This window comes from Clostridium sp. 1001283B150225_161107_B6, from assembly GCF_015556325.1.
Lineage (GTDB): Bacteria > Bacillota > Clostridia > Lachnospirales > Lachnospiraceae > Enterocloster.
On sequence record NZ_JADNMD010000003.1, the window covers coordinates 518,660 to 541,521 of the forward strand.

The 22,862-nt window shown below is 49.5% G+C and carries 25 protein-coding genes; 6 read left to right on the forward strand and 19 right to left on the reverse strand.

All coding sequences use genetic code 11. The features are described 5' to 3' along the window. Positions 1–103 precede the first annotated feature (103 nt). The 3 genes from I2H39_RS10870 to I2H39_RS10880 form a co-directional block, all read right to left on the reverse strand. On the reverse strand, positions 104–853 hold the full coding sequence (locus tag I2H39_RS10870; protein WP_138310757.1) for a hypothetical protein: 750 nt from the start codon (positions 851–853) through the stop codon (positions 104–106). A 237-nt stretch (positions 854–1,090) separates the two neighbouring features. Next, the gene (locus I2H39_RS10875) at positions 1,091–2,023 is read right to left on the reverse strand and encodes a hypothetical protein (protein WP_227147104.1); all 933 of its coding nucleotides are present in this window, start codon (positions 2,021–2,023) and stop codon (positions 1,091–1,093) included. A 121-nt stretch (positions 2,024–2,144) separates the two neighbouring features. After that, entirely contained in the window at positions 2,145–2,840 is a 696-nt protein-coding gene (locus I2H39_RS10880) for a 5'-methylthioadenosine/adenosylhomocysteine nucleosidase (protein ID WP_138310758.1), read from the reverse strand. Positions 2,841–2,984: 144 nt separating this feature from the next. Here I2H39_RS10880 and I2H39_RS10885 point away from each other — a divergent pair, with 144 nt between their 5' ends. Then, positions 2,985–3,227: a TIGR03905 family TSCPD domain-containing protein gene (locus I2H39_RS10885; protein WP_138310759.1), complete on the forward strand. Its 243-nt coding sequence runs from the start codon at positions 2,985–2,987 to the stop codon at positions 3,225–3,227. A gap of 76 nt (positions 3,228–3,303) precedes the next feature. On the opposite strand, the gene I2H39_RS10890 is transcribed toward I2H39_RS10885, so the two are convergent. Next, positions 3,304–3,822, reverse strand: a complete 519-nt coding sequence (locus I2H39_RS10890) for a hypothetical protein (protein WP_138310760.1) — start codon at positions 3,820–3,822, stop codon at positions 3,304–3,306. A 15-nt stretch (positions 3,823–3,837) separates the two neighbouring features. Then, positions 3,838–4,644: a hypothetical protein gene (locus I2H39_RS10895; protein WP_330640702.1), complete on the reverse strand. Its 807-nt coding sequence runs from the start codon at positions 4,642–4,644 to the stop codon at positions 3,838–3,840. Between the two features lie 137 nt (positions 4,645–4,781). On the opposite strand from I2H39_RS10895, the gene I2H39_RS10900 reads away from it, so the two are divergent. Next, positions 4,782–5,846, forward strand: coding sequence for an undecaprenyldiphospho-muramoylpentapeptide beta-N-acetylglucosaminyltransferase (locus I2H39_RS10900; RefSeq protein ID WP_138310761.1), 1,065 nt, complete (start codon positions 4,782–4,784; stop codon positions 5,844–5,846). Between the two features lie 2 nt (positions 5,847–5,848). On the opposite strand, the gene I2H39_RS10905 is transcribed toward I2H39_RS10900, so the two are convergent. The 14 genes from I2H39_RS10905 to I2H39_RS10970 all read right to left on the reverse strand — a co-directional run bounded on the left by I2H39_RS10905 (position 5,849) and on the right by I2H39_RS10970 (position 18,467). Continuing rightward, positions 5,849–6,400, reverse strand: coding sequence for an RNA polymerase sigma factor (locus tag I2H39_RS10905; protein WP_138310762.1), 552 nt, complete (start codon positions 6,398–6,400; stop codon positions 5,849–5,851). Positions 6,401–6,405: 5 nt separating this feature from the next. Next, on the reverse strand, positions 6,406–6,822 hold the full coding sequence (locus I2H39_RS10910; protein WP_138310763.1) for an HIT family protein: 417 nt from the start codon (positions 6,820–6,822) through the stop codon (positions 6,406–6,408). 42 nt (positions 6,823–6,864) lie between these two features. Further along, entirely contained in the window at positions 6,865–7,440 is a 576-nt protein-coding gene (locus I2H39_RS10915; protein ID WP_330640700.1) for a rhomboid family intramembrane serine protease, read from the reverse strand. Positions 7,441–7,666: 226 nt separating this feature from the next. Continuing rightward, positions 7,667–9,256: a DUF6382 domain-containing protein gene (locus tag I2H39_RS10920; RefSeq protein WP_227147102.1), complete on the reverse strand. Its 1,590-nt coding sequence runs from the start codon at positions 9,254–9,256 to the stop codon at positions 7,667–7,669. Further along, positions 9,243–9,635: a hypothetical protein gene (locus tag I2H39_RS10925; protein ID WP_195626445.1), complete on the reverse strand. Its 393-nt coding sequence runs from the start codon at positions 9,633–9,635 to the stop codon at positions 9,243–9,245. Before I2H39_RS10925 ends, I2H39_RS10920 begins: the two co-directional genes overlap by 14 nt. After that, positions 9,632–10,156, reverse strand: coding sequence for a prepilin peptidase (locus I2H39_RS10930; protein ID WP_195626446.1), 525 nt, complete (start codon positions 10,154–10,156; stop codon positions 9,632–9,634). Before I2H39_RS10930 ends, I2H39_RS10925 begins: the two co-directional genes overlap by 4 nt. A 109-nt stretch (positions 10,157–10,265) precedes the next feature. Continuing rightward, the gene (locus I2H39_RS10935; RefSeq protein WP_227147099.1) at positions 10,266–11,063 is read right to left on the reverse strand and encodes a hypothetical protein; all 798 of its coding nucleotides are present in this window, start codon (positions 11,061–11,063) and stop codon (positions 10,266–10,268) included. 239 nt (positions 11,064–11,302) lie between these two features. Further along, entirely contained in the window at positions 11,303–13,303 is a 2,001-nt protein-coding gene (locus I2H39_RS10940; protein ID WP_195626447.1) for a DUF5702 domain-containing protein, read from the reverse strand. Continuing rightward, a complete protein-coding gene (locus I2H39_RS10945; protein ID WP_178332173.1) occupies positions 13,303–13,482 on the reverse strand; it encodes a Flp1 family type IVb pilin in 180 nt (59 codons plus the stop codon). The genes I2H39_RS10940 and I2H39_RS10945 overlap by 1 nt, the downstream gene beginning before the upstream one ends. An 18-nt stretch (positions 13,483–13,500) precedes the next feature. Next, on the reverse strand, positions 13,501–14,763 hold the full coding sequence (locus I2H39_RS10950; RefSeq protein ID WP_330640698.1) for a hypothetical protein: 1,263 nt from the start codon (positions 14,761–14,763) through the stop codon (positions 13,501–13,503). Between the two features lie 25 nt (positions 14,764–14,788). Next, positions 14,789–15,655, reverse strand: a complete 867-nt coding sequence (locus I2H39_RS10955; protein WP_240305252.1) for a type II secretion system F family protein — start codon at positions 15,653–15,655, stop codon at positions 14,789–14,791. Beyond that, on the reverse strand, positions 15,603–16,718 hold the full coding sequence (locus I2H39_RS10960) for a CpaF family protein (RefSeq protein ID WP_347563910.1): 1,116 nt from the start codon (positions 16,716–16,718) through the stop codon (positions 15,603–15,605). Before I2H39_RS10960 ends, I2H39_RS10955 begins: the two co-directional genes overlap by 53 nt. A 106-nt stretch (positions 16,719–16,824) precedes the next feature. Next, positions 16,825–17,844 carry a hypothetical protein gene (locus I2H39_RS10965; RefSeq protein ID WP_330640696.1) on the reverse strand — a complete coding sequence of 340 codons (1,020 nt, stop codon included), beginning with the start codon at positions 17,842–17,844 and terminating at the stop codon, positions 16,825–16,827. A gap of 41 nt (positions 17,845–17,885) precedes the next feature. Then, positions 17,886–18,467, reverse strand: a complete 582-nt coding sequence (locus I2H39_RS10970) for a prepilin peptidase (RefSeq protein ID WP_195626450.1) — start codon at positions 18,465–18,467, stop codon at positions 17,886–17,888. A gap of 302 nt (positions 18,468–18,769) precedes the next feature. Between I2H39_RS10970 and I2H39_RS10975 the strand changes: the two genes are divergently transcribed. The 4 genes from I2H39_RS10975 to glgB all read left to right on the forward strand — a co-directional run bounded on the left by I2H39_RS10975 (position 18,770) and on the right by glgB (position 22,812). Beyond that, positions 18,770–19,123: a metalloregulator ArsR/SmtB family transcription factor gene (locus I2H39_RS10975; RefSeq protein WP_138311708.1), complete on the forward strand. Its 354-nt coding sequence runs from the start codon at positions 18,770–18,772 to the stop codon at positions 19,121–19,123. A 95-nt stretch (positions 19,124–19,218) separates the two neighbouring features. Then, a complete protein-coding gene (locus tag I2H39_RS10980; protein ID WP_227147096.1) occupies positions 19,219–19,473 on the forward strand; it encodes a YaaL family protein in 255 nt (84 codons plus the stop codon). 68 nt (positions 19,474–19,541) lie between these two features. Then, entirely contained in the window at positions 19,542–20,882 is a 1,341-nt protein-coding gene (locus I2H39_RS10985; RefSeq protein WP_195626451.1) for an alpha-amylase family glycosyl hydrolase, read from the forward strand. 1 nt (position 20,883) lies between these two features. Then, positions 20,884–22,812, forward strand: a complete 1,929-nt coding sequence (gene glgB, locus I2H39_RS10990; RefSeq protein ID WP_195626452.1) for a 1,4-alpha-glucan branching protein GlgB — start codon at positions 20,884–20,886, stop codon at positions 22,810–22,812. Positions 22,813–22,862 lie beyond the last annotated feature (50 nt).

Consider the following 22,862-nt stretch of genomic DNA (forward strand, 5'->3'; position numbering starts at 1 on the left):
CAGTGCTGCGGTAAAGCCGCTTATCTCTTAAATTATAACATAATTTCCCTTATAATACCATTTCTTTCTGACCCTGGAAGCAAATTCCTGGGCGTCAGCCTATTTAGGAAATGAATTCTTTCAGCAATTCCCCCAACATTCTTTTTTGTTCCGGATTTAAATCCTGAAGCCAATTATCCTTTGACTTCTCTTCCTGTTTTTCCCTGCTGGCAGCAGTCTGCTCCAGCCCCCTTCTATTATTACTATTTGAACGGCGGTCTCTTCCTATGGAGCGCAGATTAGCCGGTTCCCTGCGGTCCTCCTCAGCTGTAACGGCCGGCACATGCTCTGCTGCGCCTTCCCGGTTCATTCGCGGCCACATCACATTTTCCAGATAGTCCTGGAGGCAGGTCAGAAGCTGCTGTCTCCTGGATTCCAGGTTTACTCCGTAATCCACCAGCATGGTGAACATGCCGGCCAGGATGCCTGTGGTGCCGTACAATACAATATAATAATTATCACTTCTAAACCAATAAGAGAGAAATGCTGCTCCGCCGCCTGCCAGGAAGCAGAGAAGTGTCAGCTGCCCCGACAGGTTGTCCAGTCCCTTGACGGACATCCCAAAGGTCCGCAGGCTGTACATCTGGCGTTCCAGATATACACGTGTGTTGTTCATTCCCTGATTCATACGATATGTATCCTCTGCATTCTGTTTCAAACCGCGCAGATATTTGTTCTTAGTCAATGCCATGTTGGTGCTTTCTTTAATTAATCGTTTGTAGAAGCTTCCTGCCATCAACCTGGTAAATACCCCTGCCAGGCAGATTGCTGCCAGCACGTATAGTGCCTTTCCTGTTTGTAAAAAGCTCATCATAGTAAAAGCTCCCCTTTCTTCCCGGATTCCATCCCGTTTCTATATAATATTATTGTTTTGGCCCTGGCTGCTGGCTGCAGCCGCTGCCTGGTTTGGGAAGCGCCCCTGCAGTCAGGCGTTTCCCGGTAAAGTCTATTATAGCAACGGATTTTGATTTGGGAAGTTGAGAGTCCCTAGAATCGTTCGCCAAATTCTCCTAAAAAACGATTCTGAGTGGTGAGATTTTTCTTTAGACAGTTAAGGTATACGCCAGGATTTTCCTTCTGCATCCGTATGCTTTTCCCGGCCGGATTCCCATTCTCCATGCTTTTCCCGGCCGGATTCCTGGTCCCCATGCTCTTTCTGATTGGATTCCTGGTCCAGCCGTTTTTTCATAATCCAGTAAACAGCCATTCCTGCCGGTAGAAACAGGCGGAACTCCCTGCTGCCGTTTTCATATGTGACATAGCGGCTGAGCCTCACCGTAGCTGCCGCCCAGTTGACCTTAAACTCCCGCCTGGCGGGCGTACGTATGATAGAAAACCCCATGGAGAGATAGGCTATGAGTATCAATATAATCCATCCCCACCTGTACCGCGGATTCTGCCTGTAACATATGACGGCTGTCATAATCGTAGCGGAAATCATGGCCAGGGACAGAAGGAACAATCCCCACTGAAATACATTCCAATGACCGATGGTGCGCAGGGTGCCCTGGGGCGCCAAGGATGCGCTGTCCCTGACGGTAAAGCTGATGATTCCCCGGCTCCCGTCCGATGTCTCCATTCTCTTAAGGCCGGCTGTAAACAGCTGGCCGTCCTCTGCCTTCACCCTGTAGGTACATTCCACAGTTTTGGTCTTTACACCCTTTACAGTACTGGTCCGGACATTTAATCCCCTCTTTTTAAAAGAGGCCATCTGTCTTGCGCCCCATATATCCATATTTTCCTGTATTTCTTTTTCCATATATTCTTCGGGCACTGCTCCCGGCAAATACAGGGAGCGCATGGCCTCCCGGTCCCCCTGGGATGCCGCTGACACCATCTGTTCCAGGTAATGGTCCGCCGCTGTCTCCTTGTCAAAGAAATGCGTCACCCCTTTATATAGGAAAAAGGCCGCAATGCAGAGAAACGCTGCCATGACAGCAACTGCTGTTCCTCCAAATATCATCCATTTCCTTTTCTTGCCCATACCAACCTCCCTCTCTTATAAAACAGACCTCTGAATTTCGTCATATCCAGAGGTCTAATTATTAGCGAATCTTTATATGTGTGTCTGCTATATATCAATCTGATTTTCAATCAATCCTTATTTAAGAAAAGGAACGTACAAGCTCAGTAAGCAGATTTACGCTGTGGACAATGGCCTTAGCTTCAAAAGCAGGATAATCCACTGTGGCGCTGTCATCCGCCTTGTCAGAGATGGCCCTCACAATAAGGAACGGGATAGAGTTAAGATAGCAGGCCTGGGCAATGGCAGCCCCCTCCATTTCCGTACAATATCCTCCAAACGTATCTACCAGCCACTTTTTCTTGTTTTTATCAGAGACAAACTGGTCTCCGGTCACTACGCGCCCCACGAAGGTGCGGATGTCCGGATTTACCCTGGCGCAGCAGCCCTCTGCCAGATGTATAAGACCCTCGTCTGCCTTAAAGGCCAGTGTCTCTACCCTGGGTATCTGTCCCGGCTCATAGCCAAATCCGGTAGCATCCATGTCATGCTGAAGCGCATCGCTGGAAAGTACTATGTCCCCAATATCAATCTCAGCCTTCAGGGAACCTGCAATTCCCGTATTCACCACACCCGTTACGCCGTATATATCAGCCAGAATCTGAGTACACATAGCTGCATTAACCTTGCCGATGCCGGAGCGGACCACCACTACCTCCTTCCCCTCCAGTTTTCCTTTATAAAAGTCCATGGCAGCCCTTGTCTCCACCTGCACATCTGTCAACTGCGCCTTAATCATAGCCACTTCCTCGTCCATGGCTCCAATAATTCCTAGCATAATTACCTCCTTCTGTCTTGTACTATTCTTCTATTATATAGGAAGCCCGCAGATTTTCAAGTTCAAAGCTTGTTCTCACTTGACATTATCTTTTGCATAAGGCATAATCGGATATACATGAATTTATTACAGGAGGCACTACACATGAGATATAAAACACAAGGGGTCTGTTCCAGGGAGATATCCTTTGAAGTGAAAGATAATAAACTGACCAATGTCCAATTCATAGGCGGCTGCTCCGGCAATACACAGGGCCTGTCCCGCCTCATCGAGGGCATGGACGTGGATGAGGCCATCCGCAGGCTGGACGGAATCCAGTGCGGGCCAAGACCTACGTCTTGCCCGGACCAGTTGGCTAGGGCGTTGAAGCAGTTTAAAGGGCGGTAAAAGTGTTAAAGGAAAGGAGAATAAATATAGTTCTCCTTTCCTTTTTAGTATATTACTTATCACAATTCGTATCTTACTAATCAATGAAAATTCCTGCTGTAACTGGGCTAAAACCTTCAAATTTATCATTATAAACAGCTGAGAATACCCCTCTTAATCGATAATAATAACCCTTTTCCTGACCTTTAAATGTAATGTTTACTGTAGGGGTATCCAATCCTTCAGGATAATCTTTTGCATAATATTCAGCGTCATAATATGTTACCTGTCTCCAGCGTTCGGATGTTTCATCCCATCTATCCAAATAAACTGTAATGTATGCCTCATCTACTGGTATGGCTAAAAATCCAATAGCTACTGCACCAATATCCCCATTACCTTCATCAGAAATTGCTAAATCAGCTCTCATAAAAAAATCGCCCCTTGCTTTAGCAAATTCAGAAACCTTACTTTGTCGTATAGACTTTGGTAATAATTCAGAAACCTCATTAACCGAGGTATAGTCATTTGGGTTATATGGTTTAGCATAAACAGTTAATGTCGTCATAGACAAAATAAGAATACTGCTCAAAATTGTAACTATATACTTTTTCATTTGTACATCTCCTTTTTAAAATGTTAATCTCTCCACAATTTGTAGAAACGCTGATTCATCGATAACACCTGAAATAGAGTAATATGAACCATCTAATATTACTGATGTATCATATCTTAATTTTTCGTTAGATAACATTTCTCTATGGATATCTAAATTTTCTCCAATCCATTTATTATAAATATTTAATTTATATTGGGAATCACCTTTATAGTTATATGAAACTTTCTTATCGTACTTTGACTGTATTAGAAAAACATTTTCTTGCTTATAATTAAATTTCATATATGCTATTCCATTTTCTATATATAAACCTAAAAAATCCATATCCGGTGGTATATAACCCAATTTAAGTGGTTTGATATTCAGCTCCTCCCCAATAACCTCATAAGCCTCATCCTCCCCATTGACCTCAGCCTTAAATGAATCATTTACAAAAATACCCTGTCCATCCCCCAACTCCTTCTCCCGATAAAAATACGACTTCGTCCCCATAGCCACCATACATCCACTCCCTGCCACAAGACAGGCAATTAAACCAACCGCAGCCAACCGCTTCCAGCCAAACCTCGGTCTGATAACCTTAGGGTGCTCTGGTTGGTTGGATTCCGGTACATTCTTTGACTCAGCCCTTTCTTCCTGTATCCTTGTCCAGATTTTCTCAAATTCGTCTGGTGATGGGGACGGAATGGGAAGGGGGACGGCCATATGCTTGACTGCTTCAAATTCTTTTAACAGTTCTTCATCTGATATATCATCCGTTCCCCAAATCGGGCAGTCCATAGAATTGTCCTGTTCTGAAGCTCTTTTATAATCTCCCACGTGACACCTCTGTTTACCAAATCTCCTAAAGTTCCCTTTGCCTTTAGGGTTGACTTTTTGCGTTTAATGCTTACTATAATAGTAGACGTTTATGAATGCCGGATTCCCCAGCATATCGTATTCTTTAGGAGGTTTTTATGAAAAAAATCATTTTAACCGGCGGCGGTACTGCCGGACACGTTACCCCCAATCTGGCCCTGCTCCCTTCACTGAAGGAGGCTGGTTACGAAATCCGCTATATCGGTTCATACCAGGGTATGGAACGCAAGCTGATTGAAAATGCAGGCATTCCCTATGATGGCATATCCTCTGGCAAGCTGCGCAGATACTTTGATATCAAGAATTTTTCCGACCCATTCCGCGTTGTCAAGGGTTACACGGAGGCCAGACGGCTCTTAAAACGCCATAAACCGGATGTAGTTTTTTCCAAGGGCGGCTTTGTTGCAGTTCCCGTGGTTCTTGCTGCCAAGCATTACAAAATTCCTGTCATCATACATGAATCCGATATGACGCCAGGCCTGGCCAACAAAATATGCATTCCCTCCGCCTGCAAAGTCTGCTGTAATTTCCCGGAAACCCTTAAGTACCTTCCATCTGACAAAGCTGTGCTTACAGGCTCTCCTATCCGTGAGGAACTGCTCCAGGGCGACCGGCTGTCCGGGCTCACTTATGCCCATCTGTCCGCCCACAAGCCAGTACTTCTTGTCATAGGCGGAAGTCTGGGCTCTGTAGCCGTTAACACAGCAGTCCGCAACATCCTTCCCCGTCTTCTGCCCAGCTATCAGGTAATACATATCTGCGGCAAAGGCAATCTGGATGAGAACCGGATTGGAACAGACGGATATGTACAGTATGAATACGTTGACGCTCCCCTAAAGCATCTGTTTGCGGCAGCCGACCTTGTCATATCAAGGGCTGGAGCCAATTCCATCTGCGAACTTCTGGCACTGCGCAAACCGAACCTGCTCATCCCCCTGTCAGCAGCGGCAAGCCGCGGAGACCAGATTCTCAATGCCAATTCCTTTGCAAAACAAGGATTCAGCAAGGTTCTGGAAGAGGAAGCATTGTCTGATGACTCTTTGTTTAATGCGATTAACGATTTATATTTAAACCGCAATACCTATATTCAGGCCATGGAACAAAGCAGTCTGAACAATGCTGTTAAAACAGTTGTATCTCTCATTGAATCATGTGTGAAATAACCTTAGGGCCAATTATCTCTTTTTAGCAGTTCTTCTAGGTACTTCCTGATACGGCTGACTCTGGAATAGCATGCCTTTTCTGTAATATCCAACATAGCGCATACTTCCCTTGTCGGCCGTCCCTCTATCAATCTGAGCGTCGCGACCTGACGCCAGTTTTCAGGCATCCTCTCGATTTCCTTAATAATCGCCTCGCATCTCTCTTTGCTGACTACATAATCCGGCAGATTGGCAGCCTTATCGTGAGCCGGATACTCTTCACTGTTATATGCCTCTTCGTCCAATTCCCCATAGCTCCTGTACTTCATCTTGCGGTGGAAATCCATACACCGGCTTTTTAGAATACGTATCAGCAGCGCCCTTTTACTTTCCTCGGCCATATCCAGGGAATATTTATAGCGGGCATATGAGACAAATGTATCCTGTACCACATCCTCAATATAATCCACAGGAATATCGTTCACATAAGCTATCCTTCTCAGGTATACCTCATATTCCAGATACATTTCCTCAAACAGTTTCTTATCTTCTGAATCCATCTTCTCAATCTTCATTGCAATTACAGACAGCCTTTGATTTTATCCGCAACCTCTGCCAATTCTTCCGGCGAAGCCTTTCCCGGAGCCCAACTGACCATGGCCGGACCTCCTTCATATCTTGGAATCACATGCATGTGGAAATGGAACACAGTCTGCCCGGCTGCTTCTCCATTATTCTGAACCAGATTGAATCCCGCACATCCAAGAGATTTCTTCATCGCAGAGCCAATCTTGGCACCCAGAGGAAGTACCTTGGCGGCTGTATCCCCATCCAGTGCGCATACATCTGCAAAATGCTGTTTTGGAAGAATAAGGGCATGTCCTCTGGACGCCGGTCCCAAATCCAGAATCACGCGAAACTCTTCATCCTCATACAGAGTGGTTGACGGAATCACCCCGCCCGCTATTTTACAAAAAATACAATTGTCATCTGTCATTCTGAAAATCCTCCTTCCGCTGCGGTTAACACAGCCTGCATTCTATCCAGCCATACCGGAAATACCGGCAGCACGTTTTCTCCGATAAAGCAGGATACCTAAAATGAAGCCGGAAATCAGGCCTCCTATGTGGGCCACATTGTCCACCCCTGCTGAAGTGAACCCATGATAAAGCGTCAGCAGAACCATGAAACCCAGCTGCCTGTTGGTTAGTCCGTCCAACTGACCATGATGAATGGCAATCACATAGACCAGACCGCCTACCACACCGAAGATTGCGCCTGAAGCTCCCGCAGACACACTGGCCGCCCCTGTCCGTACCTGGACAGCCAGGGAGATGCCGTTGGCAGCAACACCGCTGGCAAGATAAAATATCAAATATTTGATATGACCAAGCGCCTTTTCCATCTTCTCGCCCAGCACCAGCAGAACCAGCATATTATTTGCCAGATGGCTGACTCCAAAGTGCAGGAACATGGCAGTAAACAGCCTGTAGTACTCTCCACCAAGGATAACAAAGGGTGCAAATACAGCCCCATGCCTTACCATGAATACCCCATCCTCAGTGGAGCCGATGGCTTCCAGATACAGGAATACCAATGCGTTGACTGCTACCAACGCAATATTAACATATGGCCTGTTCCTGTTTATGCCTGTAACCATCCTTATTCCTCACATCCTCAATGATATATAATCTTAACATACTTTAAAGGACTTGTTAAGTGGCTTTGACGCAATAAAGTTATTTTTTATGCCCCTCCTCTTGCTATTTAGTATTTCTGTGACCATGCTCCTGCAATTGGATTTTTTAAGTGGAAGGAGAATGCCGGGCCGCTCCGTTCTGTCAGTGAAACATATATCCATGGTCGGCCATAAATATCTGGTCCCCCGGCTCCAGCTGTGTTGTCTCATTTGCCTCCAGCAGACGGCCTCTGACCCTGGTACCATTGGTGGAATTAAGGTCTGTTACACTATAATGCCCATTCTCTTCATCTAATCTTATATGAAAACGGCTCACTGTATCCTTCATGAGTACGTAATCGGCCAAATCCTTATGCTTGCCAATTACAAAGGGGTAATAGGATATGGTAATATCCTCATCCGAACCATTCAGGGCAGATAAACGCCGGACGTCCTCCCCTTCTGCCGGCCGTTCTGATAAAAGGGCGGTCTGAAAGCATTCACCGGTATTTCTTTCCGTTTTATTTTGTAAATTTTTATTTTCATCCTGATTCTCATCCTCATTCCGGTATATCTGAAACGGCTGATTACCGAACTCCCCGTCTTCCTCCTCTTCATCCTCATACAAAATTCTCCACGGGTCCTGTTCTTCTCCTGATTCTGTCTCTTTTCCCTTTACAGCCCTTGAGGCAATCAACAGCCTGCATATATTAAATGCCGGCAACGCAAGCAATAGGCCTCCGTCCATTGCCGCAAACAGAAACCAATTATCAAAGACCGCTGTCCTCCCTTTGAACAGCCACAGCGCCAATGGAGGGAATATCACGGCTGCCAGCCATAGGATTATCTGGCGCATGAAACGTTTTCCGCCTGCACTCTTATCCAGTTCACTATTCAGCGTTCCATGCTGCTCCATGGTGCCTCTTTCTTTCCGCCCTCTGCCAGTCTCCTTCCCCTGGGTCTCCTTCCGTCCTCTGCCAGCCTCCTTCCCCCGCGTCTCCTTCCGTCCTCTGCCTGCTTCCTCCCCCTGTGTTTTCTTCCGCCCTCCGCCAGCCTCCTCCCCCTGCGGTTCCTTCTGTCCTCTGCCTGTCCCCTTTTCCTCCTTCTCTACCTTCTCCCAACACACCTGCTCCCGGAATTCTCCCATCCCCGCAGAATCCTCCGGAGTCTCCTTAAATAGCGCCCTGTCTTTCCCCTTTCTCCGCTCTGCTGCAATCAGGCCCAGCAAATCCTCCATTCCGCAGTTTTCTTTAAGGCTTTCCTGATATAGTCCATAAGCCAGGACTACGCTCTCCCGGTCTTTGTGGTTTATCCTTTTCAGAATATATTGCAGGAGCCGGCTCAGCTTGTCCTGAAAATCCCCCTGAACACCGGGCACCAGACACAAACCGGTCTGGAACAGCTCCGGTTCCACATAAATATATTCCGGCTCCATCAGGACCCCGCCAGCATCCAAAAGGTACTCTTCCATACCGTTTAATGCCCCATGAATCTGAATCAACAGCTGGCATATCTCGTCCCTGGTTATAAAACGGGTATCCAGCAGCCGGCTTAGGGGCTGCCTGGATGTAATGTCATAGCAATATGAGGGACGTCCATCCTGATATGTTATATACATTCTCAGCAGTCCCCGAATCTCATTGTGGGCCAGCATTCTGGCTTCATATCCCGCCTCATAGCCAGGTTCATTCCCTGTCGGCCCTGCTACCAGATAATTCCGTTTTGCTTCCCTCCTGTAGCTAATTTCCATCATCCCTGACCAGCCCTTCAATTAAAGTAATCCTGCGCAGGAATGTCTCCGGGCGGAATACCCCCGCATCAATCTCCTTTTCCCATGTTCCACCGCTGCCTTTTCCATATATCCTCCGTCCTTTTTCCTTTACTGTCAGACTGCAGTCAGGAAAGGACATCAGGCGGCCCAGATGATTCCGGGCAGCAGATACGGTAGACTCCAGTTCCTGCACACTTCCATGGCGTCCCCTTTCCACTGCCTCATGGAGGCCCATGGCAGCCTTGGTTTCATCATGAATACGTCCCCCATGCTGGAGCATCAGCGATATGGACAGCAATACCATGGCCATAATCCATGCTGCCTCAACTGTAAGGCTCCCATTCAGTGTTTCTCCCTTCATATGAACATCACCCCGATTCCTGCGGGAACCAGGAATGGAAGAAAAGGAATGCGCAGCTTCCCCATATCTGTTCCCTGTATGATTCCCTTAAGCATCAAAACTGTGGACAGTAAAAAACAAGTGCCCAAACCGCCTGCCAATAGCGCCAGGTTTTTCATTGCCCCCAGATAAATACCCGATACCAGGAAGAACCATCCATCGCCTTTCCCCACAGCCTCTTTCGTCATCCGGGAAAGGAAAAGCAATCCTCCCCCTACCGCCATTGCCAGGACAGTATCCATAAGCCGTCCCATCGCCAAACCAAATAGCTGTTGGCGTCCTCCTCCCTGATATGTGACAGCTGTATCCAGTACAATATACAGAACGCGTAAAACAGCGCCTCCGGTTCCGGACATCGCAATCAGACTGACCTTTATTTTGCGGTTTCTCATGTCCTGCCATGCTCCGGCCACCAGTGTCAGCAAAAAACCGCAGCGCAGCATTACTCCTGCCACTTCATGTCCTGCCGCAAGCTGCTCCATCCAATCACCACCCAGTATCCCCAACCAAACGCACCCCCGGCCTTATACTATTTTTCTGTGCAGCCATATTTTTTTCTCTGCAACTATATTATTTTCTTCTGCAGCCATATTATTTTCCTCTGCAGTACGAACACTCCCCCAAATATTCCACCTGCGGCAATGGTACTGCCTGAACATACGCAATAATGGACCGGCAGCTCTTAGACATATGATAGCTTGTACCATAGGGCATGACGTATACCGTACCGCTGCTTCCTGAGCCGCAGGTCCTGCAGGGCGAATACCTTCCTCCTGACTCATTCCGCAGCTCCCCCGCACCCCTCACATCCACTGCCTTTAAATTATTATAAAGATAGTGGCAGGTCCTTAAGCGATGGTAGCGGGTGGAATTCTTACCAATATATACTGTCTCATCCTCCTCTTCACCACCATTTCCGTCTCCACCTCCAAAACGTCCGCCATCCGACCCATTCCACATTCTGCGGCTGCACACCTGCTTCACGGGAATACTGTTGATTCCCAATACGGAAAAGGGAAGCCGCATCCTGTAATTCATCACTATATGGACCATCTCGTCCGTTCCTATATCCGTTCCTGCAAACGATACAGCCTCTATCCACTCCCTGTTAACGCTTCCCAGTATCCTGGCAGAAGCATAAGCTGCAGCCAGGACAGAGGAATCCGTATCCTCCCACCTCCCCACATCCACTTCCGCTCTGCCTTCTCCCGCGGTACGGAAACAGTATTCCACATAGGCATACTGGCTCAGTTCCTCTCCCACGGATTCCATCACAGCCTGAATCTGTCTCTGACGGTCCAGCATCTTCATGGGCATGATGAGGCAGAAGCACAAAAACAGGAAAAGGGACAGACTGAGGGCCGCCTCTACTGAAAGGCTTCCCTGCATCTGGCAGGAGCTCCATGATAATGCCCTTTTTTCATGGAGCAGGCGACAGCTTCTACGTACTTGGAGAGGTGCGGTTGTATTTTTATCTGCTGTTTTATTATTTGTTGTTTTATTATTTATTGTTTTGCTATCTGGACCATACGATTTTAATTTTATATTCTGCACCAGAAAAAAGGACATCATCATGAACCTCCTTTCCCTATTCCTGATAAACCGGTACTTGTCATTTCCATCGGCTTTTACGGGTCTTTATAGGCTTCCAGGTAACTTCCCGCTACTGCCATTTGCGTGTCATACGTGTACCCACCTTCCTTTCCCTGACTTTTCCACAATCCATTAGAAAAAAATACATGTTTTCCACTGACCAACGCTTCCACATCCACTGTGCAGGCACAGTTTTCCATAGAAAATCCCGGCTGTTTACCTGCTGTCACAAGCTGCATCACATCCATCATCCGGTAAACCAAATCCGTATCATAACTGCCGAATATAAGTATCCGCAGATAGCCTTTGTAATCAATGCCTTTCCCATTTCCGCCTTCTTCCCTATCAATCAGGCTCCCCTCTTTCCCCATCTCCAACAGTCCGGCCAAATCCAATTTCCAGTCAGATGCCGTCTTAAAAACCGGTACCCTTTTCCCCTCCAGCAGGTGCCTTACATCCAGCAGCGCCTCTGCAAGGGCCCATACCGCCATGATAAAGAACGCCACCACTGATACAAGAGGCAGTATCCCTGTTCCCCCCACTATGGTCAGGGCCAGGCTCCGCGCCTCCTGGCGCTTGCCGGAATCTGAAAGGATATGCACCAGGTTCAGTCCCTCCCTGAGAGCAGTCAGGCGAGCGGCCACATTGCTCAGATTATCCTTGTCTCTGTCCTTTCCATGAATGATATACTCCAGCTGGTAAAATTCCCCTTTCTGCATCTCCTGTTCAAACCCCTGAAAAAAACGGATGTCATATTCCCCTATCACCAGACGCTGCACCAGCGTACTGACCCCGGTTAAAAAGCCGGTGCTTTTAAAACCATCCCCCTGACCCTTTTCCTTCCCGCCTGCGCCTTCAGCCTTCCTTTGTGCAGACGGCGTGCCGGAAAGCCTGAGGACTGTTCCTGAAACAACGGTTCCTTCCGGCAATACCAGCTCCAGCATTCCCTTTCCCGCCATGTTGCCCACCTGTTCCAGAAAGCCTTCCTTTTCCTTATCCCGGACTCCAAATTCCACTCCCAGCGAGAGCATGCCGTACCGGGACCAGTGTTCCCTTACCGGCATCCACAGTGCCGCCTCATCTAATTCGTCGTCCTCATCCTCCGGCTCCCAGCTGCTGATATACTCCATTACCTCCTCCGCCATGTCAATTACATTCCCAACCCACTGAATCCGGTCCTGGCTCAGATTTGTCAGCGCTTCAACCTCTTTTCGGCGCTGTCCGTCCCGGGCAGCATATGACTCATACTGGCTGATTTCATCCTCCAGGGCAGCCTTTACATCCCCGCTCAGGGCGCCGGCTTCCTCCCAAAACCGTTCCCTGCTTCCGGCCAGTTTTTCATACAGCTCATCGGCTCTTTTTCCGTAAGATTTTATCTGACCCGGAAGCCGTTCCAGCTCCCGTATCATTTTATTGGCCTGGGAAATAAACCCGCCTCCATCCAGCTGTTCCAGGCATGTTTTACCCTGTTCCCACCGTTCCTTCTGGGTCAGAAGTGTTTTGTTGATTGCCTCCAGGGCCTTTTCCAGTTTTACAGCTTCCCTGGAATGGGCGGAATACAGTTCTGATATGCGGTTAACGCTGTTTCCCTCCTTCCAGGCCGACAACAGCTCTCCTGCGCCGGCTTCATCCAGCTCGTCCCAATCCGCATCAATCAGCCCATACTTCATGTAATCCAGTATTTCCTGCTCAAAATACCTCCCATCCCCCTGGGTAAGGCCTGTTATATCTGTTATCGTAATCCGGTCCGCCTTCATGGGATACCAGTTATCGGCTTCCATATAGGGCCTTAGAAATTCCCCGAACTCCTGCTCCAGTGTCTCTGCCCTGTCATACTCAAGCCCCAATATCCGGTAATGGTCCCACAGTTCCCTGTGATACTGGGCCATAAGGGAATCTGCGGATGAATTTACTGCCATCCGCAGATAGCACCTGGCTCCTGCTGTGCGGGCCGATTCCACCACCACACACAGCAGTGCGCAGACACTGAACAGTATCATTGCCAGAAATACCGTAATCTCACCTTTTCTGCACATTAATACACCTCTTTTGACTGGCTGTTTATCTCCTTAAATATATTCTGAAGCAGGGTGGTTATCTGCTTCTTAAATATAATGACCAGGCCAATGAGCACCACCAATACCAGCACCAGCTCAATCACCCCCACCCCATGCTCATCCTCCCAGAATTCCCTTAATTCCTTTCCTAACTCCATCGCCTTCCTCCTTGTATTTTATTTGAATTCCATCAGCGCCGGGACAGCTATCATAACCATGACCACTGACAGGAGTATGAACAGCGGAAGCAGCAGTTTTGTTCCCGCTTCCTCCCCCAGGCGTCTGGCCTGGTGCTTTCTCTGTTCAAATGCATCTGCTGTCTCCGCACACAGAAGATTCCTGAGATTCTTCGAACCGTTTTTGCGGTTCTGCTCCAACAGACTGCCTAACTTCATATAAGACTGAATTGCGCAGCGCCGTCCAAATTCCTCAAACGCCTTTCCCTCCGGCACTCCCCCCTTCATCTGGCAGCTGGTTTCATACATTTCTTCATATACATGCCGTTTCCTGCGCCTTCCCTGTTCTGCCATCATGTTATATTCCAGTGCAATCTTATCCCAGGCCGTCCGGATGCTCATGCCTGCCCCAAGAAAAATAGTCAGCCTGGACAATACCTCCGGATAATCCAGCGCCAGCTGGCGCTTTCTCGCCTCTTCCCTGTTCCGCTGCTCTGCCCGGTCCCTGAAGAAGAATAAAATGGCTCCGGCTGCCCCCAATCCCATCACATGAAGGAAAACCGGTTCTTCCCTCAGACTGTATTTCAGGCTCCTTCCCATATATTCTGACGGAAGCTTCATATAAGCGGCGGAGGACTGTTTTTCATCCTCCTGTCTCAAAAACTCGGCAAATGCCGTCTCCTTCTGTTCCTCCTCTGTCAGCAGCGGCGGCTTCACGCATACGGACAGTCCGTATTCTTCCGGCCAGTTTCCCTCTGTCATGCGCACACGCAGGTTAATCCGGATTCCCTGCTCCCCAATTCCCCTCTGCATTATCTCCTTTACATGCAATTCGCCAAAGGAATCCAGCAGCTCCGGTTCATCCGATTCCCACCGGAGTCTTATTCCGTAGCCTTCCAGATATGTAAGCAGGTTCAGGTTCTGTCTTACGTCCTCAAGGGTGGGATTATTTCCCAGAATAAGCTGCGGCAGCTGGTCCATCACAGCCTCGTACGCATTACGTGCCTCCTGTTTGGTATATACCCGTTCCGACAGGACCATATCAACGGGCATATCCTTCTCCCCAAGGCCCTCCACCATCAGGCTGTATGTCCTGTCCCCCTGTCCGTAGCTTCCCCTGGGCAGAATGCTGCCTTCCAGAAGCGCACTGTCCGCCCGCTGCCACAGGTGGGCGGACACTCCCATAAACAGGCCGGCTGCCAGGCATATCATCTGTTTTTTCCCAATCCAGGCATAAAGTTTTGTCCCAGGCCGTTTTCTCATTTTTATCCTCCGCCTCATCTGCCCTTCACACCTCAATATCCAGTATCTTTCCGGCCAGGACCAGCGCACCCGCATAAGCAGCCAGACACATGGTCATCACCCCCCGTCCCATCCAGGTTCTGTACATCACACTGAAATATCCCGGTGATGTAAGGTCAATGTAGAGCACAATCAGAAACGGTATCAGATTCATGATTTTCTGTTCAAATACCCTGGAGGCCAGCATGGTGTGTATTTCCTCCTTTACCTGTACCTTATCCCGGATGATTCCCGCTGTCTGGCGGATGATTTCCACCAGCTCGCCTCCGCTTCGTTTCGCCGCAGAAAGAACCTGGGCAAAATTGTCCACATCCTCCAGCCCGCTGCGATGGCCAAAATCCATGAACAGCTCTTCTGCCGGACGGTTCATCCGGATTCCGTCAGACAAAAGCCGGAACTCCTCTGTAATCATCTCCCTTCTTCCATACAGCACTTCCAGCTCCTTTATGCTCAATACAAGTCCATTTTCCAATGAATACCCTGCACTGAGAAAGGACGAAAGCACCTGTATTCCCTCTTTGAACTGCAGTTCCAGACGCCTGGCCCTCTCCTTCTTCAAATCCTTTCTCCGGTATAAAGGATAACAGGCCCCAAAAGGCATCAGAAACAGAAACATCACCGCACTGCGGTAAAATACATAGCTTACCAGCCCGCAGGTCCCCACTCCCCAGGCCCCGTATACCAGCCACTCTCTGGCCGTAAGCCGGTATACACCATAGTCCTCCCTGTCAGGAGGCCGGGCTCTGGGCGCCCTCTTTTCCGGTTTACTCCTGGCAATATCCTGCCTGACCAGGTTCCTTCTAAGCCCAGGCCTGTTTCTGACGAAGCCGGTCCTCCTTCCCGTCGTATTCAAACAATGGTTCCAGTTCCACCTCTCCATTCTGCAAACCTCCTATTCTCATAATGGATATAACCCTTCTCTTCCCATCTTTCAGCCGTCCCAGATGAACCATGATGTCCAGCGCTGACACTATCTGGTTTCTGATGGCTGCCAGCGGAAGGTCCGCCGCCATCAGCACCATGGTTTCCAGCCTGCTTATCATGTCCCGCGGGCTGTTCCCATGCCCCGTGGAAAGGCTGCCGGGATGGCCTGTGTTCATGGCCTGCAGCATGTCCAGGGCCTCTCTTCCCCTTACCTCACCTACCACAATGCGGTTGGGGTTCATGCGCAGGGCTGCCCTAATCAGCTGGCTCATGGTAATTTCCCCTTCCCCCTCCGTATTGGCGTTCCTTGTCTCCAGACGCACCAGATTAGGAACCTGTGTAATCTGCAGTTCAGCAGAATCTTCAATGGTAATCACCCGCTCGCCGGAGGGTATGAAGGAAGACAATGCATTTAAAAACGTGGTTTTCCCGGAATTGGTTCCTCCGCTTATGAACATGTTGCACCCATCCTCCACCAGCTGTTCCAGAAAACCCGCTGCCTCCGCGCTTATGGCTCCGAAGCGAATGAGCTTTTCCATGGTAATCGGGTCCGGGAATTTCCTTATGGTCACAACCGGACCATCCAGGGCAACCGGAGGAAGCACCACGTGAACCCTGGAACCGTCCTCCAGCCTGGCATCCACCATGGGCGACGATACATTCACCACACGGTTGACCCGGCTTACAATCTGCTGTATGATATCTTCCAGCTGTTCTGGTTTTTCAAAATTCCTGTTCCACAATTCCATCCTTCCGTTTTTCTCCATAAATATCTTTCCCGCCCCATTTACCATGATTTCCGATACCGAGCTGTCGTCAATCAGTTCCTGCAGGATATCCAGGCGGCGGAAGCTGTCAAAGAGGCTGCCCCTCAGCCAGAGCCGTTCTTTTAACGGCAGAAACATTTCCTGTCCCGTGTCCTCTATAGCCCTGTCAATCATTTCCAGCAGTTCCCCATCATCCATATGGTGCCTTTCCTGCAGTTCTTCCATGATACGCTCCCTAATGATCCACCGGACGCCTTCACGGTCTCTCTTTCCCGTGCGCTTCCCCTCTTCCATGGCCTGCGTCTCCTCCTCACTGCTCCTTTTCCATCTCTTACTGTTCCGGCTGTCTCCCATTTAAAAGCTGCCTCACATAATCTCCCATCTCCCCCCATATCAGCTGCTCCAGATAGCCGTCCCGCTTTCCGATTCCCGTATGCCTGGGCAGCTTCAGCTTCTGAATCCTGTCCCTGACTCCTGTATCGTCCGCCTCCTCCAGGTACTCCTCAAACTCCTCTAGCTTGGCGGCCGAGATGCAGTCCTCCCTGACCGGCATATAGACCACATCACATATGGAGAGAACAGGCAGGGCTCCCCTTCCCATCTGGCCCACGTCCACTACCAGCCTGTCATAACCGCTTTCTCTTGCAATCCTGTCTATGAGCTGCGCCATATCCTCCGGCGACACCTGGCTTAAGTCCTCCGCATACCGCACCGGCGGTATGTAATCCATATTTCCCCAATTGCTAATCATGGACTTTAACCTCATCCAGTTATATCCTCCCTGCCGGTACAAATACAGCACATCCGATAAACCGGCCTTGTACCCGCTGTTTATCAGCCTGGAAAAACCAGAATAATCCTCCAGGTTCAGATACAGCACCGCCTCCTTCTTTGCCGCCACCTGCCCTATTGTCAGGGCCAGGGAGGACTTAAAGCACCGGTTCACAGGGGAATATACCCCCATGACCAGGGCCCTGGCCCCCAGAAGGGCCAGCGTGGGCTCCACCGGACGGCTGCAGTAGGAGGCCAGCACCTCCCGCATAATACAGTCCCCGGACTGGTACTTGTAGATAGAGGGGAATGCCTCCATTCCTTCCACCAGCTCCCCGTCGCACAGCACCATGACCTGCTCTGCCTTCACATCACCCACCAAAGCTCTGGAACACTCGTCTACCAGCAATATTTCTATGGAATGTTCCTCCCCATATTCCCTGAGCCTGTCCAGGCTGGAAAATGCCATGGCCGTAAACGGAATCTTTTCTTTCTGGTTCACATAATCTGCAAGCCGTTCCCCAAAGGCGGGGTCGGCGTCATAGACTGCCAGAATCTTTACCATATATTTGTTTCTCACCTCATTTCCGTCCGGTGCATACGCACCTGTTCACCCCACACTCATCCCTTCCACAACACAGTAATCAGCATCCCTGCAAAAAAGCATGCTCCCAATGGAATGACGCACTGATACCCATCCCGCTCCGGACAGTAATACGCCTCAATTTCTTTACTCTGAATCAAACGCCTGATATAGGCAGTCAAATACAAGAATCTCCGACAGATGCCGCCATCCCGCAGCATCCTTCCAAGAGCCAGAACAGCTCCCAGACACAAACCAATTGCTATGGACCAAAATCCCCGTTCCAGGCCAAAACAGCCCGCCATAACAGCCATGAACTTAATATCCCCGGCTCCAACCATCCGAAACAGGAAAAATGGGAAACCGGCTGCCGCAGCCAGCATTATCCGTACCATAAAAGCTGCAATCATCACCGCTGCTGTCCAAAGTCCGGTACTCCCCGCCCATAAGCCGGTATCTCCCGCCCATAAGCCGGCACCTCCCGCCCCGTATATACCGGCTCCTGCTGAAGCTGCCAGCCCTGCCGCGGCCGCGGCCGCCAGGGCCCTGTTAGGTATCCTGTAATGCCTGACATCCATAAGGGCGCAATAGGCCAGAATACCATACAGTGTACAGGACATAAAACAATGTAAACTGAATACACTCCCCCCTCTCTCTTTAACCGGTTGTCTTTCTGAGGAAATTTCTGCCTGAACCAGGCAATGCAAATACTGCTGACGTAAATAAAACCATTGAAATAAATAAGACTGTCATGAAATAGACTGTGTTGAATGTTGTTCCATTATGAAGGATTTTCCAGCAAATGTCAAGGGTGGATTTTAGTGGATTTTATGTATTTCACCCCCGATTTCCTTGACCTTCCATCCTATACATGGTAAAATAAATTTGGTTCAAATTTTTAAACCAAAGGAGGAAACGGCAGATGACAACTGCCCAGGAATTACAGAAACGTTTTCATGCCTGTATGCCGCTGTTCATTGCCCTGGGCGATGAGATGCGTCTGTCCATCATAGAGGTACTGACAGAGGAAGCCCTTGACAGCAGGCAGAACCCGGGTCCCATCCAGTTCGAGCACTACGGCCTCAATGTAAATGAAATCACCAGGCGGACCAGTCTTTCCCGCCCGGCCATTTCCCATCATCTCAAAATATTAAAGGATGCGGGCATTGTAGGTGTACGTCAGGAAGGAACGGCCAATTTTTACTACCTTACCCTCAGGGAATCCAACCGGCGGCTGATGGAGCTGGGCTACAGACTGGAGGAATTCCTGTACTGACAGCCTGTATTAAAATTGAATTCCATTGACCGCACATGCATAAGATGCCGTTTTCCAGATATACTATTTCTATCAATATCTGGGAGATGAAGCATATGTTTGACATCATGAAAGCAGTCAGGGAGACAGCTGCCGCCAGGGCCACCGTGACCAGGGCGCGGCGTCCCAGACCTGAGCTCATCCGCCTGCGCGTGGAAATCGAGCGCACCAAATGCGCCATCGATGCCGCCAGGAACCACTTTGAGCAGGCCGTGGACCCCACCCTGATAGACTGCTATATCTACGAACTGAACGCGGCACAGCTGCGCTACCAGTTCCTGCTGCGAAAATTTAAAAGCCAGGAGGATTAGTACTCACCGTACTATCCCCCTCCGGGCGCTGTAAAATATGACTACATAAAGATTGCGAGGAAAACAACATGAGTACCTGGTATGAGCGGGGTGTGTTTTATCACATGTATCCCCTGGGAATGACGAGAGCCCCCAAACACAATGATGTAACCGAAGTAACCAACCGTTTTGAAGAATTAGACAAGTGGATACCCCATATCCGGTCCCTGGGCTGCAACGCCATCTACATAGGCCCGCTTTTTGAATCCACCAGCCATGGATACGATACCAGGGATTATAAACTGGTGGACCGGCGTTTGGGAGATAATGATTCCTTCCGGAAATTTGTGGACCAATGCCACCAGGCAGGCGTCAAAGTGGTTGTGGACGGCGTGTTCAATCACACGGGACGCGAATTTTTCGCCTTTAAGGATATACAGGAAAAACGCTGGGATTCCCCTTACAGGGACTGGTACAAGGGTGTTAACTTTGACTGGCAGAGCCCCTGCGGCGATTCCTTTGGATACGAAGCCTGGCAGGGACATTTTGAGCTGCCCTGCCTGAACCTCTTCAACCCGGATGTAAGGTCCTATCTCTTTGATGTCATCCGGTTCTGGATTGATACATTTGACATTGACGGAATACGCCTGGACTGTGCCAATGTGCTGGACTTTAACTTCATGAAGGAAATGCGCAGCCAGACAGAAACCATGAAAGAAGATTTCTGGCTCATGGGCGAGGTGATTCATGGGGATTACAGCCGGTGGGCATGCAGTGAGATGCTTCACTCCGTCACCAATTATGAACTGCACAAAAGCCTTTACTCCGGCTTTAATGACCACAACTTCTTTGAGATTGCCCACAACGTAAGAAGGCTGGAGGCCATTGGACGCCAGCTCTACACCTTTGTGGACAATCATGACGAGGACAGGATTGCCACTAAACTAAAACTGAAGGAGCACCTGTTCCCCATATACCTGTGCCTCTTTACACTGCCCGGCATTCCATCCATCTATTACGGTGGCGAATGGGGTATTGAAGGAAAACGCACCAACACCAGCGATGAAGCGCTGCGTCCTGCTGTCTCCATGGACCAGGAAGGTGAGCTGCACTGTGAGCTTACGGACCTGATTGCACAGCTGGGACAGATACACGACCAGCAGGAGGCGCTGCACACAGGCCGCTACCAGGAACTGCTGCTGACCAACCGCCAGTATGCATTTGCCAGGCATGGTGAGGATTCTGTCATCATTGCAGCGGTAAACAATGACGATGACCCGGCCGAACTGGTTATCCCTGTTCCGATTCAGGCCGGTGAAGCAGTCAATCTTCTGGAACCCGGAGACCTCCTCCCCATTTCTGATGGGAAGGTCCACATAAAATTAAAGGGCAACTGGGGAGCTGTCCTGAAAGTCAAGGGAGAGAACTGATATGGTAGCTAAAAAACGCACTGCAGCATCTTCAAAGAAAAAGGCTTCTTCCACAGGTTTTATATCTGATTTGGACTGCTATCTGTTCGGAGCCGGCACACATTACGATATTTATCAGAAATTAGGAGCACATCCCAGGACATACAAGGGAAAGGAGGGCATCTACTTCGCTGTCTGGGCCCCTCATGCAAAGGAGGTCCATCTGGTTGGTGACTTCAACAACTGGAATCCGGAGGCCAATGCCATGGAGCGAATCTCCGAATCCGGCATCTGGGAGATTTTCAGTCCGGGCATGAAGCTGGGAGAGCTTTACAAATTCGCCATCACCACCCAGTCCGGCAAGATTCTCTATAAGGCGGACCCCTTTGCCTTCAGTGCGGAATACCGTCCCGGCACAGCCTCTGTCACAGCTGATATCCAGGGCTTTTCCTGGACGGACAGCGCATGGATTGAGAAGCGGACCAAAGCCGATGTGCAGAAGCTGCCCATGTGCATCTATGAGGTGCACCTGGGTTCCTGGCGCAAACGGGACAGGCCGGAAAAGGACGGATATTATACATATACAGAGGCAGCCCATGAGCTGGCAGCCTATGTAAAGGAGATGGGGTATACCCATGTGGAGCTGATGGGGATTGCAGAGCATCCATTTGACGGCTCCTGGGGATATCAGGTGACAGGATACTTTGCCCCCACTTCCCGCTATGGCACGCCGGCTGAATTCATGTATTTTGTAAACTACCTGCATAAAAACGGCATAGGCGTCATTCTGGACTGGGTTCCGGCCCACTTCCCCAAGGATGCCCATGGCCTGGCTGATTTTGACGGCGAACCACTCTTTGAGTATGCGGATCCCAGAAAGGGGGAACACCCGGACTGGGGCACCAAGGTGTTTGATTACGGTAAGAATGAGGTTAAGGATTTCCTCATCAGCAATGCGCTTTACTGGGTGGAACAGTACCATGTGGACGGACTCAGGGTGGATGCAGTTGCATCCATGCTGTACCTGGATTACGGACGCCAGGAAGGCCAGTGGGTTCCCAACAAAAACGGAGGCAACCAGAACCTGGAAGCCATTGAATTCTTTAAGCACCTGAACACAGTGGTCCAGGGCCGCAACCACGGCGCCCTTGTCATTGCCGAGGAATCCACTGCATGGCCAAAGGTGACGGAGCATCCCGAACAGGACGGACTGGGCTTTACCTTCAAGTGGAACATGGGATGGATGCACGATTTCCTGGAATACATGAAGCTGGACCCATATTTCCGCAAATATAACCACCACCGCATGACCTTCGGACTCACTTATTTTACCAGCGAGAACTATATCCTGGTCCTTTCCCATGATGAAGTAGTGCATCTGAAATGCTCCATGATTAATAAGATGCCCGGCCTTGGCAGGGACAAGTTCTCCAACCTGAAGGCCGGCTACACCTTTATGATGGGCCATCCGGGAAAGAAGCTCCTGTTCATGGGACAGGATTTCGGCCAGCTTCATGAATGGGATGAAAAGGTTTCCCTGGACTGGTATCTCACGGATGAGGATGACCACAGGGAGCTTCAGAGCTATGTAAAGGACCTGCTCCATCTGTACAAAAGGTATCCCTCCCTTTACCGCCAGGACAATGACTGGAACGGCTTCCAGTGGATTAATGCCAACGACGGCGACAGGAGCATTTTCAGCTTTATCCGCAGGGATGAGACAGGAAAGAAAAACCTGCTGTTCATTATCAGCTTTACGCCGGTGGAAAGACCGGATTACCGGGTGGGTGTTCCCAAGCGCGGCAGGTATACCCTGCTTCTGGACAACCACGGCGCTTACAAGGCAGCGGAAGCCCCCTGCTTCTCATCCTCAAAAAGCGAATGCGACGGACAGCCCTACTCCTTCTCCTATCCTCTTCCTGCATACGGTACTGCCATCTTCCGTTTTTAAGAAATATTATCTTTTTAGGGCCTAAAAGTACGTTAAAAATTTATCAAATT

Excerpts from the sequence above, each read along its gene's own strand:
- I2H39_RS10900 (WP_138310761.1), top strand. The coding sequence starts at position 4,782 with ATGAAAAAAATCATTTTAACCGGCGGCGGTACTGCCGGACACGTTACC.
- I2H39_RS10925 (WP_195626445.1), bottom strand. The coding sequence starts at position 9,635 with ATGAAGGGAGAAACACTGAATGGGAGCCTTACAGTTGAGGCAGCATGG.
- I2H39_RS10870 (WP_138310757.1), bottom strand. The coding sequence starts at position 853 with ATGATGAGCTTTTTACAAACAGGAAAGGCACTATACGTGCTGGCAGCA.
- I2H39_RS10910 (WP_138310763.1), bottom strand. The coding sequence starts at position 6,822 with ATGACAGATGACAATTGTATTTTTTGTAAAATAGCGGGCGGGGTGATT.
- I2H39_RS10940 (WP_195626447.1), bottom strand. The coding sequence starts at position 13,303 with ATGTGCAGAAAAGGTGAGATTACGGTATTTCTGGCAATGATACTGTTC.
- I2H39_RS10885 (WP_138310759.1), top strand. The coding sequence starts at position 2,985 with ATGAGATATAAAACACAAGGGGTCTGTTCCAGGGAGATATCCTTTGAA.
- I2H39_RS10905 (WP_138310762.1), bottom strand. The coding sequence starts at position 6,400 with ATGAAGATTGAGAAGATGGATTCAGAAGATAAGAAACTGTTTGAGGAA.
- I2H39_RS10880 (WP_138310758.1), bottom strand. The coding sequence starts at position 2,840 with ATGCTAGGAATTATTGGAGCCATGGACGAGGAAGTGGCTATGATTAAG.
- I2H39_RS10935 (WP_227147099.1), bottom strand. The coding sequence starts at position 11,063 with ATGCAGGGAAGCCTTTCAGTAGAGGCGGCCCTCAGTCTGTCCCTTTTC.
- I2H39_RS10970 (WP_195626450.1), bottom strand. The coding sequence starts at position 18,467 with ATGTCCTGTACACTGTATGGTATTCTGGCCTATTGCGCCCTTATGGAT.
- glgB (WP_195626452.1), top strand. The coding sequence starts at position 20,884 with ATGGTAGCTAAAAAACGCACTGCAGCATCTTCAAAGAAAAAGGCTTCT.
- I2H39_RS10945 (WP_178332173.1), bottom strand. The coding sequence starts at position 13,482 with ATGGAGTTAGGAAAGGAATTAAGGGAATTCTGGGAGGATGAGCATGGG.
- I2H39_RS10980 (WP_227147096.1), top strand. The coding sequence starts at position 19,219 with ATGTTTGACATCATGAAAGCAGTCAGGGAGACAGCTGCCGCCAGGGCC.
- I2H39_RS10875 (WP_227147104.1), bottom strand. The coding sequence starts at position 2,023 with ATGGGCAAGAAAAGGAAATGGATGATATTTGGAGGAACAGCAGTTGCT.
- I2H39_RS10985 (WP_195626451.1), top strand. The coding sequence starts at position 19,542 with ATGAGTACCTGGTATGAGCGGGGTGTGTTTTATCACATGTATCCCCTG.
- I2H39_RS10975 (WP_138311708.1), top strand. The coding sequence starts at position 18,770 with ATGACAACTGCCCAGGAATTACAGAAACGTTTTCATGCCTGTATGCCG.
- I2H39_RS10930 (WP_195626446.1), bottom strand. The coding sequence starts at position 10,156 with ATGGAGCAGCTTGCGGCAGGACATGAAGTGGCAGGAGTAATGCTGCGC.
- I2H39_RS10890 (WP_138310760.1), bottom strand. The coding sequence starts at position 3,822 with ATGAAAAAGTATATAGTTACAATTTTGAGCAGTATTCTTATTTTGTCT.
- I2H39_RS10950 (WP_330640698.1), bottom strand. The coding sequence starts at position 14,763 with ATGAGAAAACGGCCTGGGACAAAACTTTATGCCTGGATTGGGAAAAAA.
- I2H39_RS10960 (WP_347563910.1), bottom strand. The coding sequence starts at position 16,718 with ATGGAAGAACTGCAGGAAAGGCACCATATGGATGATGGGGAACTGCTG.
- I2H39_RS10920 (WP_227147102.1), bottom strand. The coding sequence starts at position 9,256 with ATGATGGAAATTAGCTACAGGAGGGAAGCAAAACGGAATTATCTGGTA.